Here is a 14745-nt window from a genome sequence, read left to right as displayed (position 1 = left end):
CGCGGTGGACTGGGGGGCTGGGGGCCAGGACAGGGCGCCGGCCGGTTCGTCGCCCCCCCGGGCGACGACGAACCGGACCGACGGCGCCGAAGCGCCGAGCCCAAGGGCCGCCCCGGCGAGCTCGTGCTCGCCGTATCTGGATGCGGTCACCACCCCGACAGCCCCGGTGCGCCGGCACATCGGGCCCATCTCGTGCTCCCGGTAGGACACCGGGAACGGGGTGACGATCGCGCCGATCCGCACGATCGCGAGGAACGCCTGGACCAAGGCCGAGCAGTTCGGCAACTGCACGGCCACCACGTCACCTGCTCGCACCCCTCTGGCGAGCAGGAAAGCGGCCAGGACGTCGACACGTTCGTCGAGCCGGTTCCAGGTCCACCGCACCGGGTCGCGTCCGACCAGTGCGGTGGTGTTCGGTGGATCGACCAGCGCGAGACCCTCCGGGTCGGCACCTACCCGCTCCTTCACGAGCCGGTCGATCGTCTCCGCACTCCACCATCCCCGTGCCCGGAGATCCCGGGCACGACCCTCTCGATGGCATCTCATGAACGGAGGTTTTCCAGCTGGTCCGCCCGGACCCAGGTCGCGTGAAAACCGAGCGGGACACGCTGGGGAAGCAGGACCCTGGCCACGGGTCCGGCAGCGAGATCGGCGGCGTCGAAGATGTCCAGTTCCGAGCGGCCATCCCGCTCGTCCTGCACGAACGTCACCAGATAACCGTCCGCCGAATCGACGGATGCGCCATCGCGGGGTGCGAAGGGCGCCTCACTGCCCCACCGGCCGGGACCGAACCGGTATTCGGTCTTGGAGCCGGCAAGATTGTCGTAGCGCACGAGCCCGTCGAACTTCAGCGTCGACTCGGGCGAGATGTGCACCGTGTAGGAGTACCGGTTCCGTGCGCCGACACCTCGGGAGTCGACGGTCGGGAACTCGGTGTTGGCGTCGTCGAGCGGCGTCTCGTGGCACGCGCCGGTCCGCAGGTTGAAGCGGTAGCGGTGCAGCTGAGCGTCCAGCCGCAGGTAGGAGAGCATCTTCGCCAGTGGCGTGTGGGCGTCGGCCCGCGGTTGCGGCTTCTGCACGCGGCAGACGTCGAGGACGACCTCCTCGCCCTCTTCCCAGGCGTTGACGACGTGGTAGATGTAACACGGGCTCGCCTCGAACCAGCGGATCTGGCTACCGTCCCCGTAGCGTGGCAGCACGCCGAACCGGCTCGGCATCGAGCGGTCGAAGTGCAGCTTGTGCCGGCCCTGTTTCGCGGCCTGGAGGTCCTGGACCAGCGGCAGGTCCATCAGCACCGCGTAGTGCTCGGTGATGGCCATGTCGTGCGGCAGACGCGGGCCGGGCAGCGCGATCTCGGTGGTCTGCACGACCTGGCCGTCGGCGCTGATCACGCCGTAGCGCAGGTACGGCGGGCGCGGGCCGTAGTCGAACCAGAACAGCTCGCCGGTGGCCTCGTCCACCTTGGGGTGGGCCATCATGTCGCCGACCAGCGTGCCGAGGAAGTCCTCGGCGCCCAGCGTCTCCAGGGAGAGCGGGTCGATCCCGTACGGCGAGCCGCACAGGTACCAGGTGGCGAGGATGCGGCCGCGGTGGAAGACGACGTCGGTGTTGGCGTTGTCCTTCAGCCCCAGGCCGTGGCCGTTGCCGAACGGGTTGCCCTTCGGGTTCTCCATGACGCCGGTCCAGAGGCCCTTGCCGGCCTCGGACTCGGCCTCGAAGGCCTTCGTGCGGACCCAGCGGTTGCGGTAGCGGGCCTTGCCGTTCTCCAGGTGGACGGCGTGGATCATGCCGTCGCCGTCGAACCAGTGGTAACGGCCTTCCGGGGCGAACCGCGGATTCGGCCCGTTGCGCAGGTAGACGCCGTTGAGGTCCTTCGGGATCTCGCCGATGACCTGCAGGTCTTCCGCGTCGATCTCGGTGCCGACCGGGGCGTAGACGCCCAGCAGGTAGGGGTTGGCCTCGTCGCCGTCCGCCGTCCGGGCCACCATCAGCGGCTGTTCGGAGGTGCTGGTCATCGGGCTTCTCCCTGGATCTCGGGCTCACCGCGCTGGCTGATGGAGACGAGACTATGATTTGTGTAGCCAGGTGTCAATAGGCTTCTTTTGCTGTAGCCAGGTGTACGCTTGGCCGCGATGTAACAAGGGGGAACACACGTGACGGAAGCGACTGCACATCGGGTGCGGCCCGCGGGGGATCCCCTCCGCCGAGCGCTCGAGCTCGTGGGCGACCAGTGGACGCTGCTGATCCTGCAGAGCCTCTTCCTGCGCTTCCGGCGCTACGAGGAGCTGCGCCTGCGCCTGGGCATCTCCCCGACCGCGCTCTCCGGGCGCCTGCGGGACATGGTGGAGGCGGGCATGCTCACGCGCGTGCCGTACCGGGACGCCCGCCGCACGCGGCACGAGTACCGGCTCACCGAGCGCGGCCTCGAGCTGTGGCCGCTGCTGATTTCGATCTGGGCCTGGGAACGCGAGTGGGTCGAAGGCCGCCGTGAGGTGCTGCCGACACTGATCCACCTCGACTGCGAGCTGGCTACATCAGCGCCTCTGGGCTGCGGCGCCTGCGGACGCCGGGTCGACGCGCGCGACGTCCGGGCTTCGCGGCTGGACTCGACCGGTGTCGCGGCGGCGACGGCGTCCAAGCGCTTCCGCCGCAAGGACGCCGAATCCCTGGCCGGCGACCCGATGATGTTCTTCCCGGACACGATGGAGCTGCTCGGCGACCGCTGGTCGACCGGCCTGCTGGTCTCGGCCCTGCTCGGCTGCCACCACTTCTCGGAGTTCGAGCGCGAGCTGGGCATCGGCCCGAGCGTGCTCTCGGCCCGGCTGAGCAAGCTGGTCGAGGTCGGGGTGCTGCGCACCGGCACGGCGCAGACCCGCACGGACGCCCGCGACTACCGGATGACGGCGAAGGGCCTGGCGTTCTTCCCGGCGCTGGCGTTCATCGCCGAGTGGTCGCGCGGCTTCGAGGTCGCCGGCCAGAAGCCGGACATCACGCTGAGCCACGTCGAATGCGGCAACCGGCTGCGGCCGATCCTCCTGTGCGACCACTGCGGCCGCCCGCTGACCCGCAAGTCCGTGCAGTTCGGCGGGGTGCCGACGCCCAAGCACTGACCGCGTGACCAAATCGACTCGCCAAGGACCCCGTCCACTGCCAGGCTGGAGGGGTCACACGTCGTCAGTTCCGGAGGTAAGCATGAGTGAACCGAATCCCTCGCCCAGCGGCGAGGAGGAGGACGACGTCAAGCGCAAGTTCCGCGAGGCGCTGGAGCGCAAGCAGGCGCACGCCCGGTCCGGAGCGTCGCACGAGAGCGGCGGCGGCAAGAACCAGCACGCCCACGGTCCGGCCGCGAACAAGCGGACCTTCCGCCGCAAGAGCGGCTGAGTTTTCCCCGACTGCGAAGGCCCCCATCGCTCGCGATGGGGGCCTTCGGTGTGTTCCGGGGAGAGAGCAGCCCCCGCCCGTCCCTGGGGGGCGTCCCCTGTCCAGTCTATCGGTGGCCACCGATAGAACCGGCCGGAAAGCCGCTGGACAGGTCACTTGTCCACATCACGACGAGGCTGTGGACAAACGGCTATGGGGTCAACGTGCCCAGGTGGTCCAGGGCCACGAACTCGCTGGCCGGGCTGGCCGCCGCCACCGCGGCGCGCAGCGTCGCCAGGCCCCCGTTGGGGTCCTTCGCCTGGCCCAGCGGGAGGTCGAAGTCGTCCCAGTGGGTCGCCGCGACGTAGCGCGGGTTGCCCAGCGTGCGCAGCAGCCGCGGCACGTACTGCGTCACCTTCGCGCCGCCCGCCGGGACCAGCACGACGTCCGGGCGCAGGCCGGCCAGCTCGGACTCGACGTAGTTCGAGCCGCCGAAGTCGAGGACGCTCGCCCCGCCACCGGTCACCTGGTAGGCCAGCGTGCCGCCCTCGTACAGGTCCTCGATGACCTTCGGCCTGTCCCGCCGGGACAGCGGCCGCGAGCCGGGGAACGGCACCCGCGCCCGCGCGCCCGTCGCCGAGTGCAGGGACCGGAAGATCCGGATCGAGTAGCCGTCGAAGGTCAGGTCCTCGCCGCCGCTCGCGATCGCGAGCTGGTCCTCCGGTGCACCGAGCGCGGCCATGAGACTCAAATGGGTCTCGGTGCCGAACACCGTGGCGCCGGTGCGTTTCGCCAGGTAGGGGACGTCGGTGAGGTGGTCGTAGTGGCCGTGGGTGACGAGGATGTGGTCCGCGCGCAGCTCGCCGCGGTCGACGTACCCGTCGATCAGCGCCTTGTTCACCGACAGCGGCGTCTTCGGGTCCGCGCCCGCGGGGGTGTACGTCCCGGTCCTGAACCGGGTCAGCCACGGGTCGATCAGGATCGTCCTGGTGCCGGCCGAGCCCGGCACGCGGATCTCCCAGCCGTTGTTCCCCCACCACCGCAACGTCATCCGCGAAGTCCCCCGGGTGGCTGACGGAGCCGCTGAAGCCGCCGTCGCCCCGGCCAGGATCGTGGCCGCCGCCGCGCCCGCGCCGAACAGCCCGCGCCTGCTGAGTCCTGTGTTCATGGCCGCCACCCGATCACGGGTCCGGCGCGGCTGTCCAAGATCGGCACGTCGGCATGTCGATATGTGAACGGCTATTGTCGCAGCGTGGACCACCTCCGTTCGCTGCGCTACTTCCTGGTGGTCGCCGAGGAACTGCACTTCGGCCACGCCGCCGACCGGCTCGGCATCGCGCAGCCGCCGTTGAGCCAGCGGATCAAACGGCTCGAAGCCGAACTGGGCGCGAAGCTGTTCGACCGCGGCCGCCGCGTCACGCTGACCGAAGCCGGCGAAGTGCTTCGAACCGAGGCCCGCGACCTCCTCGCCCGCTGGGACCGGATGACGGCACTGGTCGCGAAGGCCGAGCGCGGCGAGATGGACGCCCTGCGCGCGGGTGTGCCGCCGGAGCTGCCGGGCCGGGTGCTCGCCGCGATCCTCACGGCGTTCGCCGAGCGGAGCCCCGGCGTCCGGCTGGACCTGCAGGAGCTGACCACCGCCGAGCAGACCCGGTTGCTGGCCGACCGCGAGCTGGACGCCGGGCTGCTGCAGCTGCCGGTGGACGTCGTCGGGCTCGACCTCGGGCCGGCGATCGACACTCCCCTGGGTGTCGTGCTCCCCCGCGATTCGCCGCTCGCCCGCCGCGCTGCACTCGCCCTGGCCGATCTGGCGGGCGAAGGCCTGGTCCACGCGCCCCGCGCCGCGGCGCCCGGGAGTTACGACGCGCTGCTGCGCACCTGCTGGGAGCACGGCTTCCGCCCGGCGGCGGTGCGCCACGCCCGCAACCCGGAGTTCGCGCTGGGCCTGGTCCTGGCCGGGCACGGCGTCGCGTTCGAACCGGCGGCCCGCAAGGAACCCCGCGTGGTCTGGCGCCCGTTGAAGGACCAGCTGGACGCGCGGATGGCGTTCGCGTGGCCGTCGTCGAGCCCGCACCCGCAAGCGGCGACGCTCGCCGCGATCGCCGCGGAAGTCCTGCGCGGCGACGGCGTCTCGCGGATCGTGCCACCGGATCCGAGCGGAGCCCGGCCGTGGGACGTCTTCTACGAACGCAGCTGACGGCAGCGTGCCCCCGCCCGTCCCTGGGGGGCGTCCCCTGTCCAGTCTATCGGCGACCCCCGACGAGACCGCTCGGAAAGCCGCTGGGCAGCCGGGTTGTCCACATCACGGCGAGGTTGTGGACAACAGCCGGGTGAGGGCGCAGCTGCTCCCCACCGGTACCGGTCGTGAGTGGCAAAAAGGGTTCTGGCGGAGTTGCGTTTGCCGACCTACAACTCGTGCTGGCCGCGGCCTTGCGGGACGGCCGACGCGTCGCGCAGTGGCCAACACGCCGTCCGGAACGGCCAACACGCTGACCGCAGTGGCCAACATTCCCGGGTTTGCCGGCGAGTTGGCCGTTGCGGTCCGCGGGCGCCGGGCTTCGCCGCGATCGAGCCGCGGAGGCCGGGCCTGTGGGTGACCGAATATGGTTGGCGACCCTTAGCCGCACCGCCTCACACACCCGGTAGGTCACAAACGGCGGGTTCGTCCTAACCCGACCAAGCACTCACGAACGCAGCTGCTCCGCGGCCACCCGGGCCGCGTCGCCGATGGCGCGGTCGATGTCCGGGCGTCGCAACGTCTCCGCGCCGCCGAGCGTGAAGACCGCGATCGCGTACGACGTGCCGTCCGGGTAGGTCGCGATGCCGATCTCGTTGCGGATGCCCGGCATCGTGCCCGTCTTGGCCGCGACCGTGACCTCCGGTGGGAAGCCCGCCGTGAGGCGGTGCCAGCTGACCTGGGCCGACAGCCAGGCGAGGACCTGCGGGCCGGCGACGTCGTCACTCCAGATCGCCGACAGCAGGCGGGTCATCTCCCGTGGGGTGCTCGCCGTGGTGCGAAGCGGATCCAGGGCGCGCAACGGGCGTCCGGAAGCCGTGTCCTCCATGATCGTGCGCAGCAGGTCGCGCGGGGCGCCGATGATCGTCGTGCGGGTGAGACCCAGCTCGGCCAGCAGCGACCGGACGTTCTCCACGCCGACGCGGTCGAACAGCAGGTCCGCGGCCGTGTTGTCGGACACCGACAAGGCCAGTAGCGCCGCGTCGCGCAGGCTGTACTCGACGTCGTCGGCGAAGCCGGCCGAGCCGCTGCCGCCGAGCCGGTCGGCGGCAAGGGCGCGGACCCGGTCCGCCGGGTCGAGCAAACCCGCCGCGACCTGACGGGCGAACTCGAACGCCAGTGCCACCTTCACCACGGACGCCAGGACGACCGGCGAGTCGGCGTCGCAGCAGACCTCGGCGGCGGAACCGAGCCGGCGGACGTGCAGGAAACCCCGCACGCCCACCGCCTCGAACAAAGCGGGAAGACTCACACGGTCATGATGGACCGCAGCCGCCCGACCTCCGCCATCCGGCGCTCGGCGAGCCGGTCGGCCGCCGTCGCCGGGGGCACGCCGTCGGCGTCGGCCAGCGCGAACACGGCCTTCGTCGTGTCGAAGATCGCGGTGGTCTTGCGCTTGGCGCGCGCGAAGTCGAAACCGTGGCGCTCGTCGTCGACCTGGATCACGCCACCGGCGTTGACCAGGTAGTCCGGCGCGTACAGGATCCCGCGGTCGGCGAGCTGCTTGTCGACGCCCACGTGCGCGAGCTGGTTGTTCGCCGCGCCGCACACGATGCGCGCGCCGAGCACCGGCACGGTCTCGTCGTTCAGCACGCCGCCGAGCGCACACGGCGCGAACACGTCCAGCTCGGCGCGCAGCAGGGTGTCCACATCGGACACCGCCTTGACGTCCGGGTACAGCGAAAGGGTGCGCTCGATCGCCGGCGCGTAGACGTCGGTGATCGTCACCTGCGCCCCGGCCTCGACCAGGTGCCCCACCAGGATGTGCCCGACCTTGCCGACGCCGGCCACGCCGACGCGCTTGCCGGCCAGGTCCGGGCTGCCCCAGAGGTGCTCGGCCGAGGCGCGCATGCCCTGGAAGACGCCGAACGCGGTCAGCACGGACGAGTCGCCGGCGCCACCGTCCTCGGGCGAACGGCCGGTGACGAAGCGGGATTCGCGGGCCACGACGTCCATGTCGTGCACGAACGTGCCCACGTCGCAAGCGGTGATGTAGCGGCCGCCCAGGGACTGCACGAAGCGCCCGTACGCGCGCAGCAGCGCTTCGGACTTGAGCGTCTTCGGGTCGCCGATGATGACGGCCTTGCCGCCGCCGAGGTCGAGCCCGGCCAGCGCGTTCTTGTACGCCATGCCCTTCGACAGCGCGAGGACGTCGTCGAGCGCGTCGGTTTCGGTGGCGTAGGGGTGGAAGCGCGTCCCGCCCAGTGCGGGGCCCAGCGCCGTGGAGTAGATGCCGATGATGGCCTTCAGGCCACTGGCTTCGTCGTGGCAGAACACGACCTGTTCGTGCCCGGAGCTCCGGGCGAACACTCCTTCGGTCACGGTGGTGACTCCTTTGTCTCCCGCGTCCGGTTCGTGGCCGGGACGCGCTTCGATGGGGTGGCGGGACCGAGCGCGGAGGTCGTCCGACTGCGGGTTCCCGGCACCAACCTAGATCGCCGCCGCTCGCCGGACCAGTACAGGTCCCGCGATACGGACCGGTAATCTCAGCCGCGCACCACCGCGCCGAGAGTGCCCATCGCCGTCTCCAGCTGCGTGTCCGACAGGTACGGCGCCGGGCCGAAGCGCAGGTACGGCCCCCGGCTGTCGGTGCGGACGCCCTGTTCGGCCAGCGCGGCCTGCAGCGCACCGGCGTCGGCGCAGCGCAGCGAGAGGAACCCGCCGAGCATGCCGAGCGGTGTCTCGCGGTCGCGGGTGACGACGTCCTCGGGCAGGGCGAGCTTGTCGAAGACGTCGGTGAGCAGGCCCACCTGGTGCTGCGACACCTCGCGGAGGAACTCCGGTGCGAGGCCCTGCTCGGCGAAGAACCGCTGGACGCGGGCGCCGCGGTAGTGGCTCGCCGGGTCGTAGGTGGCGCCGGCGAACCGGTCGCCGCCGGTGGCGTAGGCGACCCCGCCGGGACGCCGTTCGTCGGCGAGAGCGCCGAACTCGGCGTACCAGCCGGTGATGACCGGCCGCAGCTCCTGGGCGTGCGCGGGCAGCCGCAGGAAGCAGTTGCCCTCGCCCAGCTGCAGGTACTTGTAACCGCCGCCGAGCACCCAGGCGTTGGTCAGGCCCAGGTCGTGCAGCGGGAACGGCACCACGCCGAGCGCGTGGTAGGCGTCGACGACCAGCTCGATCGACCGGTCGCGGCAGGCGTCGGCGAGGTGCGCGAGGCCCGGGACCAGCCGGGACGTCTCGAACAGCACCGCCGACACGAGCACCGCCGCCGTGTGGTCGTCGACCTCGGCGGCGACCCGCTCGGCCAGCGTCGTCACCGGCTCGACCGGCACCCGCACGACCTCGACGCCCTCCTCTTCGAGGCGGGCGAGCTGGCGGCGCAGGGTGTGGAACTCGCCTTCGGTGGTGACCAGCCGTGGTCTTCGGGGCAGCTCCATCGCCGACAGGAAGCGCAGCACGAGGTCGTGCGTGCTCGCGCCGAGCGCGTACTCGCCGTGCGGGTCGCCGAGCAGCAGGCGGAAGCCGGCACGCAGCTCATCGGCCTTCGCGAAGGCGCGCTCCCACTTCAGGTCGACGTCCCGGGCGGCATCCGCGAAGGACTCGAGGAGCCCTTCCTCGGCGACGTCGGGCCAGGCCTGGTGCGAATGCCCGGACAGCAGGAGGCGTTCCCGCACCGAGAACCGCGTGTAGTGCGCGGCCAGGGCGTTCGAGTCCGCGCGGATTTCGTCGAGCGAGGTCACAATCGGCTCCGTACTGCCCAGAGATCCGGGAACATCGGCTGGAAAAGCGTGGTACGCAGGTAAGTCGCGCCGGATGATCCTCCTGTCCCGGTCTTGTCGCCGATGGTGCGTTCGACCATCTTCACGTGCCGGTAGCGCCACTCCTGCATCCCTTCATCGAGATCCACCAGACATTCGGCGACGACCGACGGGCCGCCGTCGTCGCGGTACATGTCCAGCAATATCGCCTGCAGGGCCGGGGAGGGCTCCACCGGTCGAGTGACGTCTCGATCACACTCGACCGGGTAGCCAGAAGCCTTGAGGTACGCGAGAAAAGAGTCGAACAACGACGGCCGCGCCATCGCGTCGGAGATCCGTTTCCGCTGCTCGCCACCCTCGGGGTAGTGCGCGAACACGCGCTCGTCGCGCCGCCCGAGCACCGCTTCCAGTTCGCGGAACTGGGCCGATTGGAAGCCGCTGGAGGCGTCCAGCCGGGTGCGGAAACTGGTGAACTGGCTGGGCGTCATGGTTTCCAGCACGTCGATCTGCGCGACGGCGACCTTGAGGATCGACAGGATCCGCCGCACGGTGCGGATCGCGTGCGCGGTCGTGCCCGCTTCGAGGCACTCCTGCAGGTACGTCGCTTCGTGCAGCATCTGCTTGAACCACAGTTCGTACACCTGGTGGATCACGATGAACAGCAGCTCGTCGTGCTCCTCCGAACGCGGGCGCTGGGCTCCCAGCACCTCGTCCAGCGCCAGGTACGAGGTGTAGCTCAGGGCTTCCTGCGTGGCGGAGTCGATGTCGGTCATCCTCGGGTCACCTCGTCGAAATGGCGCTGGGCAGCGGGAGCCAGCTCGGTGTACAGATCGTGGAACAGCTCGACCGCGGCCGCCCGGTGATCCGGTGCGGGCACCAGGTCGGCGGGCAGCTCCGGGTCGAGCGACGGGAACGCGCGGAAGGTGTGCACCAGCCGCGTCCGGACGTCGAACGCGGTCCGGTCGGCCAGGTCTTCGCCGCGGTGACCGCCGAACTGCTCGACGAACGCCGTGTAGCGCGCGGCCAGCTCGTCGAGGTCCCAGGCCCGGCCGGCGAACCGGCGGACGTCGAGCGCGGCGGACGGCCGGCCGAGCAGCAGCCCGGCGTGCTCGGTGACGTCCAGCTCGGCGAGCAGCGCGAGCACCTCGGCCTCGCGGTCGTGCGGGGCGATCCAGGTGCCGTCCTGGTACGGCCCGAAGCCGAGGAACCGCAGCCGCCGGACCAGGCGTTCTCTGGCCTGTCGGCGCGTTTCGGGGATGCTCTGCCAGAGCACCGTCCACTCGCCGGCGGGCCGCTCGCGGCGGCCGAGGGAGAAGATCCGGTGGTCGCCGTCGGCGAGCAGGGCGACCGTGCGGCGGGTCAGCGAGTAGTGCACCGTGCGGCCCTCGCGGTGGCGCGTGAGCAGGCCGCGCCGCACCAGGCGGGTGAGCGCGATCCGGGCCGCGCCGTCGGAAAAGCCCAGCTCGGCGAGCACCGCGACCAGGCCGCCCGACCACACCCGGCGTGTCTCGCGCGGGTGGACGTAGCTGCCCAGCAACGTCACGACCAGCTCCTGGGGGCTGGCTTCGAAGGCGTCGGCGGGCACGGGCGCAACTCTATACACCTCAGGCCGCTGCGGTGTAGCTTGATTTGCGTGACGTACTTCGCGGACCTCAGCTCGCGGCAGGTCGACGCGCTGGTCGCGGGTGACCGCGTCCCCGTGCTGATGCTCCCGCTGGGCGCGATCGAGCCGCACGGCCCGCACGCGCCGCTCGCGACCGACCCGCTGATCTCGCGCGGGATGTGCGAGCGCGCGGCGTCCCGGCTGGCCGCCGACGACGACCTCCGGGTCTTGATCCTCCCGGAGATCCCGTACGGCGTGACGCGGTTCGCGGCCGGGTTCGCCGGCGGCGTCCACATCGGCGAGGAGACGCTGCACGCACTGCTCGTGGACGTCGGAGCCGCGCTGATCGGCCAGCGGCTACCCCGAATCCTGCTGGTCAACAACCACTTCGAGCCCGCGCACCTGGTCACGCTGCGCCGCGCGGTGGAGACGCTCAACTTCGCCTACGACGGGCACGTCGCGCTGCTGGACCTGGTCCGGCGGCGGCACGCGCGGCGCCTCACCGAGGAGTTCCGGTCGGGCGAATGCCACGCCGGGCGGTACGAGACGTCGCTGGTGCTGGCCGACCGGCCGGAGCTGGTCGACCAGGTCGTGATGCGGGAGCTGCCGCACGTGCCGGTCAGCCTGGCTTCGGCGCCCGAGGACGGTGGTTTCCGCGAGATGGGGATGGCCGACGCCTACTGCGGCAAGCCCGCCGAAGCGACGGCCGCGGAAGGCGAGGAGACGTTCTCGGTCCTGACCGACCTGCTGGTGGAAGCGATCCGGGAGCTGGCCCGTGCCTGAGCCGTTCAACCTCGCCACGCACTTCGTCGACCGGCACGTTCTCGAAGGCCGAGGTGACCGGACCGCGTTGCACGTCGGCTCGCGGACGGTCAGCTACGCGTCCTTGGCTCGGCTGGTGAACCAGGCCGGGCACGTGCTGCGTGACGCCGGTGTCCGAAGTGGACAGCGGGTGCTGCTGGCGCTGAGCGACGGCGAGGAGTTCGTCGCCACCTGGTACGGCGCGCAGAAGATCGGCGCCGTCACCGCCGAGGTCTACCCGTTCCTGCAGCCCAAGGACTACGCGTACTACCTGGGGTACACCGAGGCCGTCGCGGTCATCGCGGACGCTGTCACGCTGCCCGCACTCCGCGAGGCGGGGGCGGCCAACCTGCTGGTCACCGGGGTTCCCGAGAGCGAGCTGCTCCCGGGTGAGCGTCCATTTCGGACGCTCGTCGCTGCCGCGCCCGACGAGCTGGAGGCCGCGCCGACCACCCTCGACGACGTCGGGATCTGGAAGTTCACCACCGGCAGCACCGGCGCGCCCAAGGCGTGTGTGCATCCGTTGCGGAGCGCGAAAGAGAGCTTCGAGCGGTACGCCGTGCAGGTGCTGGGGCTGCGTGCGGACGACCGGATCCTCGCCGTGCCCAAGCTGTTCTTCGGGTACGCGCGTGATCTGGTGGCGCTGTTCCCGTTCGGCGTCGGCGCGGCCGGGATCGCCTTTCCCGAGCGGAGCACGGCCGACCTGATCTTCGAGCTGATCGCGCGCCACCGGCCGACGGTGCTGGTGAACGTGCCGACCATGATGAGCGCGATGATCGCGCACCCGGCCGCGGCGTCGCAGGACCTGAGCTGCCTGCGGATGACGACGTCGGCGGGCGAGGCGCTGCCCGCGGAGCTGCACCGCAAGTGGGACGCGGCGTTCGGCGTGCCGGTCGTCGACGGCATCGGGTCGTCCGAGGCGTACCACATCTACCTGTCCAACCGCCCCGGCTCGGTTCAGGCCGGGACGCTCGGCACCGAAGTGCCCGGGTACACCGCGCAGGTCGTCGACGAACTCGGGAACCCGTTGCCGGACGGCGAAATCGGGCCGCTGCGGGTCACCGGGCCGACGATCGCGCTGGAGTACTTCGGCGACGCGGAGAAGTCCGCGAAGACGTTCGACGGCGACACCCTGACCTCCAGCGACCTCTTCAGCCGGTCCGGCGGGTTCTTCAAGCACCACGGCCGCGCGGACGCGCTGCTCAAGGTCGGCGGGGTGTTCGTCGCGCCCGGCGAGATCGAGGACTGCCTGCTCGGCCACGTGGCCGTGCTGGACTGCGCGGTCGTCGGCCACGAGGCCGGCGGACTGGTGCTGCCGCGCGCGTACGTCGTGCTGCGGCCCGGTGCGTCCGTCGGCGCGGACGAGCTGAAGGACCACGCGAAAGCCCACCTGGCCAAGCACAAATACCCCCGTGAGGTGGTCTTCGTGACCGAACTCCCCCGCACCGCCAACGGCAAGCTCGACCGGCGCGCGCTGGCGGCCCGCCCGTGAGCCGCCTGGTCGTGGTCACCGGCGGTACCCGTGGCATCGGCGCCGCGATCGCCGCGCGGTTCCGCGACGCGGGTGACACGGTGCTCGCGCCGGGGCGCTCGGAGTGCGACGTCACCGACGAGAACGCCGTCTCGGCGTACTTCGCGGCGGCGGGACCGGTGGACGTGCTGATCAACAACGCCGGGATCTCCTCCAGTGCCCCGGTTTCCCGGACCACTTTGGACGAGTGGCGGCAGCAGATCGACGTCAACGCGACGGGGGCCTTTCTGTGCACCCGCGCGGTGCTGCCGGGGATGCGCGAGCGGGACAGCGGCCGGATCGTCACGGTGGCGTCGACGGCGTCGCACGTCGGCTACCGCTACACCGCCGGCTACACCGCGTCGAAGCACGCGGCGGCCGGGCTGATGCGGGCGGTCGCGGCGGAGCTGGCCGGCACCGGCGTCACGGCGAACGCGGTGTGCCCGGCGTTCGTCCGCACCGACATGACCGCGACGTCCGTCGCGCGGATCCAGGAGCGCACCGGACGTGCTTCCGAGGAAGCCGAGGCTGCGCTGGCGTCGGCGTCCCCGCTGGGCAGACTGCTGGAACCGGGCGAAGTGGCATTCGCGGTGTCCTTCCTGGCGGCCCCCGAGGCCGCCGCGATCAACGGCCAGACCCTCGTACTCGACGGCGGAGGAATCCAGCTATGAGCCCGTTCCGCGCGACCGCACCGCTCACGAAGGAGTGGGAGCACTTCGAGTTCACGGTGGACGACGGCGTCGCCACCGTGACCCTCGACCGGCCCGAGAAGCTGAACGCGCTGACGTTCGACGTCTACGCCGACCTGCGTGACCTGATCACCGAGCTGCCGCAGCACGAGGACGTGCGGGTGCTGGTGATCACCGGCCGCGGGCGCGGGTTCTGCTCGGGCGGCGACGTCGAGGAGATCATCGGCGAGCTGCAGAAGTTCGAGACGGCGGAGCTGCTGGAGTTCACCCGCATGACGGGCGCGGTGGTGAAGGCCCTGCGCGAGTGCCCGCTGCCGGTGATCGCGGCGGTCAACGGCGTCGCGGCGGGCGCGGGTTCGGTGATCGCGCTGGCGAGCGACTTCCGGCTCCTGGCGGAGTCGGCGAAGTTCGCGTTCCTGTTCACGAAGGTGGGCCTGGCGGGCGCGGACATGGGCTCGGCGTACCTCCTGCCGCGCCTGGTCGGCCTGGGCCGCGCCACGGAACTGCTGATCCTGGGCGACAAGGTGTCTTCGGCACGGGCGTCGGAAATCGGCCTGGCCACGCAAGTGGTTCCCGACTCCGACCTTCCCGCCGCCGCCACCGCCCTGGCCCGCCGCCTGGCGGACGGCCCGGCCCTGGCGTACGCGACGACCAAGGTGCTGCTGACCCGCGAGCTGGACATGGACCTGGGCAGCGCGATCGAGCTGGAAGCGATGACCCAGGCCCTGCTCATGACGGCGAAGGATCACAAGGAGTTCTACGCGGCCTGGTCGGCCGGCCGCGAGCCCCGCTGGACCGGCCGCTAGGCGGTCGTGAGTGAGAAACAGTGTTCTAACACTGTTTCTCAC

15 protein-coding genes are annotated in these 14745 nt (G+C 71.1%); 7 read left to right on the top strand and 8 right to left on the bottom strand.

The features are described 5' to 3' along the window. Both ACGFMK_RS46975 and ACGFMK_RS46970 read right to left on the bottom strand, forming a co-directional pair. Nucleotides 1-468 (bottom strand): AMP-binding protein (locus ACGFMK_RS46975; protein WP_392777924.1); only part of this gene is annotated, 468 nt, incomplete at its 3' end. A gap of 74 nt (nt 469-542) precedes the next feature. Then, nucleotides 543-2015, bottom strand: a complete 1473-nt coding sequence (locus ACGFMK_RS46970; RefSeq protein ID WP_392777921.1) for a carotenoid oxygenase family protein — start codon at nt 2013-2015, stop codon at nt 543-545. A gap of 138 nt (nt 2016-2153) precedes the next feature. Between ACGFMK_RS46970 and ACGFMK_RS46965 the strand changes: the two genes are divergently transcribed. Together ACGFMK_RS46965 and ACGFMK_RS46960 are read left to right on the top strand one after the other, a co-directional pair. Next, complete coding sequence (locus ACGFMK_RS46965) at nt 2154-3110, top strand: winged helix-turn-helix transcriptional regulator (protein ID WP_392777918.1); 957 nt, start codon at nt 2154-2156, stop codon at nt 3108-3110. A gap of 82 nt (nt 3111-3192) precedes the next feature. Beyond that, entirely contained in the window at nt 3193-3381 is a 189-nt protein-coding gene (locus ACGFMK_RS46960) for a DUF5302 domain-containing protein (protein WP_392777915.1), read from the top strand. Nucleotides 3382-3571: 190 nt separating this feature from the next. Here ACGFMK_RS46960 and ACGFMK_RS46955 read toward each other — a convergent pair whose 3' ends face one another. After that, entirely contained in the window at nt 3572-4528 is a 957-nt protein-coding gene (locus ACGFMK_RS46955; RefSeq protein WP_392777912.1) for an MBL fold metallo-hydrolase, read from the bottom strand. Between the two features lie 84 nt (nt 4529-4612). Here ACGFMK_RS46955 and ACGFMK_RS46950 point away from each other — a divergent pair, with 84 nt between their 5' ends. After that, nucleotides 4613-5557: a LysR substrate-binding domain-containing protein gene (locus ACGFMK_RS46950; RefSeq protein WP_392777909.1), complete on the top strand. Its 945-nt coding sequence runs from the start codon at nt 4613-4615 to the stop codon at nt 5555-5557. 487 nt (nt 5558-6044) lie between these two features. Here the strand turns inward: ACGFMK_RS46950 and ACGFMK_RS46945 are convergent, their stop codons facing one another. From ACGFMK_RS46945 to ACGFMK_RS46925, 5 genes are all read right to left on the bottom strand, one after another. Beyond that, nucleotides 6045-6848: a serine hydrolase gene (locus tag ACGFMK_RS46945; RefSeq protein ID WP_392777907.1), complete on the bottom strand. Its 804-nt coding sequence runs from the start codon at nt 6846-6848 to the stop codon at nt 6045-6047. Next, on the bottom strand, nt 6845-7918 hold the full coding sequence (locus ACGFMK_RS46940) for a Glu/Leu/Phe/Val dehydrogenase dimerization domain-containing protein (RefSeq protein ID WP_392777904.1): 1074 nt from the start codon (nt 7916-7918) through the stop codon (nt 6845-6847). Before ACGFMK_RS46940 ends, ACGFMK_RS46945 begins: the two co-directional genes overlap by 4 nt. 164 nt (nt 7919-8082) lie before the next feature. After that, on the bottom strand, nt 8083-9276 hold the full coding sequence (locus ACGFMK_RS46935; RefSeq protein WP_392777902.1) for a kynureninase: 1194 nt from the start codon (nt 9274-9276) through the stop codon (nt 8083-8085). After that, complete coding sequence (locus ACGFMK_RS46930) at nt 9273-10067, bottom strand: tryptophan 2,3-dioxygenase (RefSeq protein ID WP_392777899.1); 795 nt, start codon at nt 10065-10067, stop codon at nt 9273-9275. Before ACGFMK_RS46930 ends, ACGFMK_RS46935 begins: the two co-directional genes overlap by 4 nt. Next, on the bottom strand, nt 10064-10879 hold the full coding sequence (locus ACGFMK_RS46925; RefSeq protein ID WP_392777896.1) for a PaaX family transcriptional regulator C-terminal domain-containing protein: 816 nt from the start codon (nt 10877-10879) through the stop codon (nt 10064-10066). Before ACGFMK_RS46925 ends, ACGFMK_RS46930 begins: the two co-directional genes overlap by 4 nt. A gap of 48 nt (nt 10880-10927) precedes the next feature. Here ACGFMK_RS46925 and ACGFMK_RS46920 point away from each other — a divergent pair, with 48 nt between their 5' ends. The 4 genes from ACGFMK_RS46920 to ACGFMK_RS46905 are packed head-to-tail and all read left to right on the top strand — an operon-like array spanning nt 10928 to nt 14703. After that, nucleotides 10928-11680, top strand: coding sequence for a creatininase family protein (locus ACGFMK_RS46920; protein WP_392777893.1), 753 nt, complete (start codon nt 10928-10930; stop codon nt 11678-11680). Next, nucleotides 11673-13190 carry a benzoate-CoA ligase family protein gene (locus tag ACGFMK_RS46915; RefSeq protein WP_392777891.1) on the top strand — a complete coding sequence of 506 codons (1518 nt, stop codon included), beginning with the start codon at nt 11673-11675 and terminating at the stop codon, nt 13188-13190. The genes ACGFMK_RS46920 and ACGFMK_RS46915 overlap by 8 nt, the downstream gene beginning before the upstream one ends. Continuing rightward, the gene (locus tag ACGFMK_RS46910; RefSeq protein ID WP_392777888.1) at nt 13187-13879 is read left to right on the top strand and encodes an SDR family NAD(P)-dependent oxidoreductase; all 693 of its coding nucleotides are present in this window, start codon (nt 13187-13189) and stop codon (nt 13877-13879) included. Before ACGFMK_RS46915 ends, ACGFMK_RS46910 begins: the two co-directional genes overlap by 4 nt. Then, the gene (locus tag ACGFMK_RS46905; protein WP_392777885.1) at nt 13876-14703 is read left to right on the top strand and encodes an enoyl-CoA hydratase family protein; all 828 of its coding nucleotides are present in this window, start codon (nt 13876-13878) and stop codon (nt 14701-14703) included. Before ACGFMK_RS46910 ends, ACGFMK_RS46905 begins: the two co-directional genes overlap by 4 nt. Nucleotides 14704-14745 lie beyond the last annotated feature (42 nt).

This window comes from Amycolatopsis sp. NPDC049252 (assembly GCF_043197175.1).
In the GTDB taxonomy this organism is placed as follows: Bacteria; Actinomycetota; Actinomycetes; order Mycobacteriales; family Pseudonocardiaceae; genus Amycolatopsis.
Note: the sequence above shows the minus strand (reverse complement) of the source record. Positions and strands in the feature narration are given on the sequence as shown.

Bases quoted from the DNA above. Each gene is read 5' to 3' on its own strand.
- ACGFMK_RS46955 (WP_392777912.1), bottom strand. From the start codon at position 4,528: ATGAACACAGGACTCAGCAGGCGCGGGCTGTTCGGCGCGGGCGCGGCG.
- ACGFMK_RS46905 (WP_392777885.1), top strand. From the start codon at position 13,876: ATGAGCCCGTTCCGCGCGACCGCACCGCTCACGAAGGAGTGGGAGCAC.
- ACGFMK_RS46970 (WP_392777921.1), bottom strand. From the start codon at position 2,015: ATGACCAGCACCTCCGAACAGCCGCTGATGGTGGCCCGGACGGCGGAC.
- ACGFMK_RS46960 (WP_392777915.1), top strand. From the start codon at position 3,193: ATGAGTGAACCGAATCCCTCGCCCAGCGGCGAGGAGGAGGACGACGTC.
- ACGFMK_RS46930 (WP_392777899.1), bottom strand. From the start codon at position 10,067: ATGACCGACATCGACTCCGCCACGCAGGAAGCCCTGAGCTACACCTCG.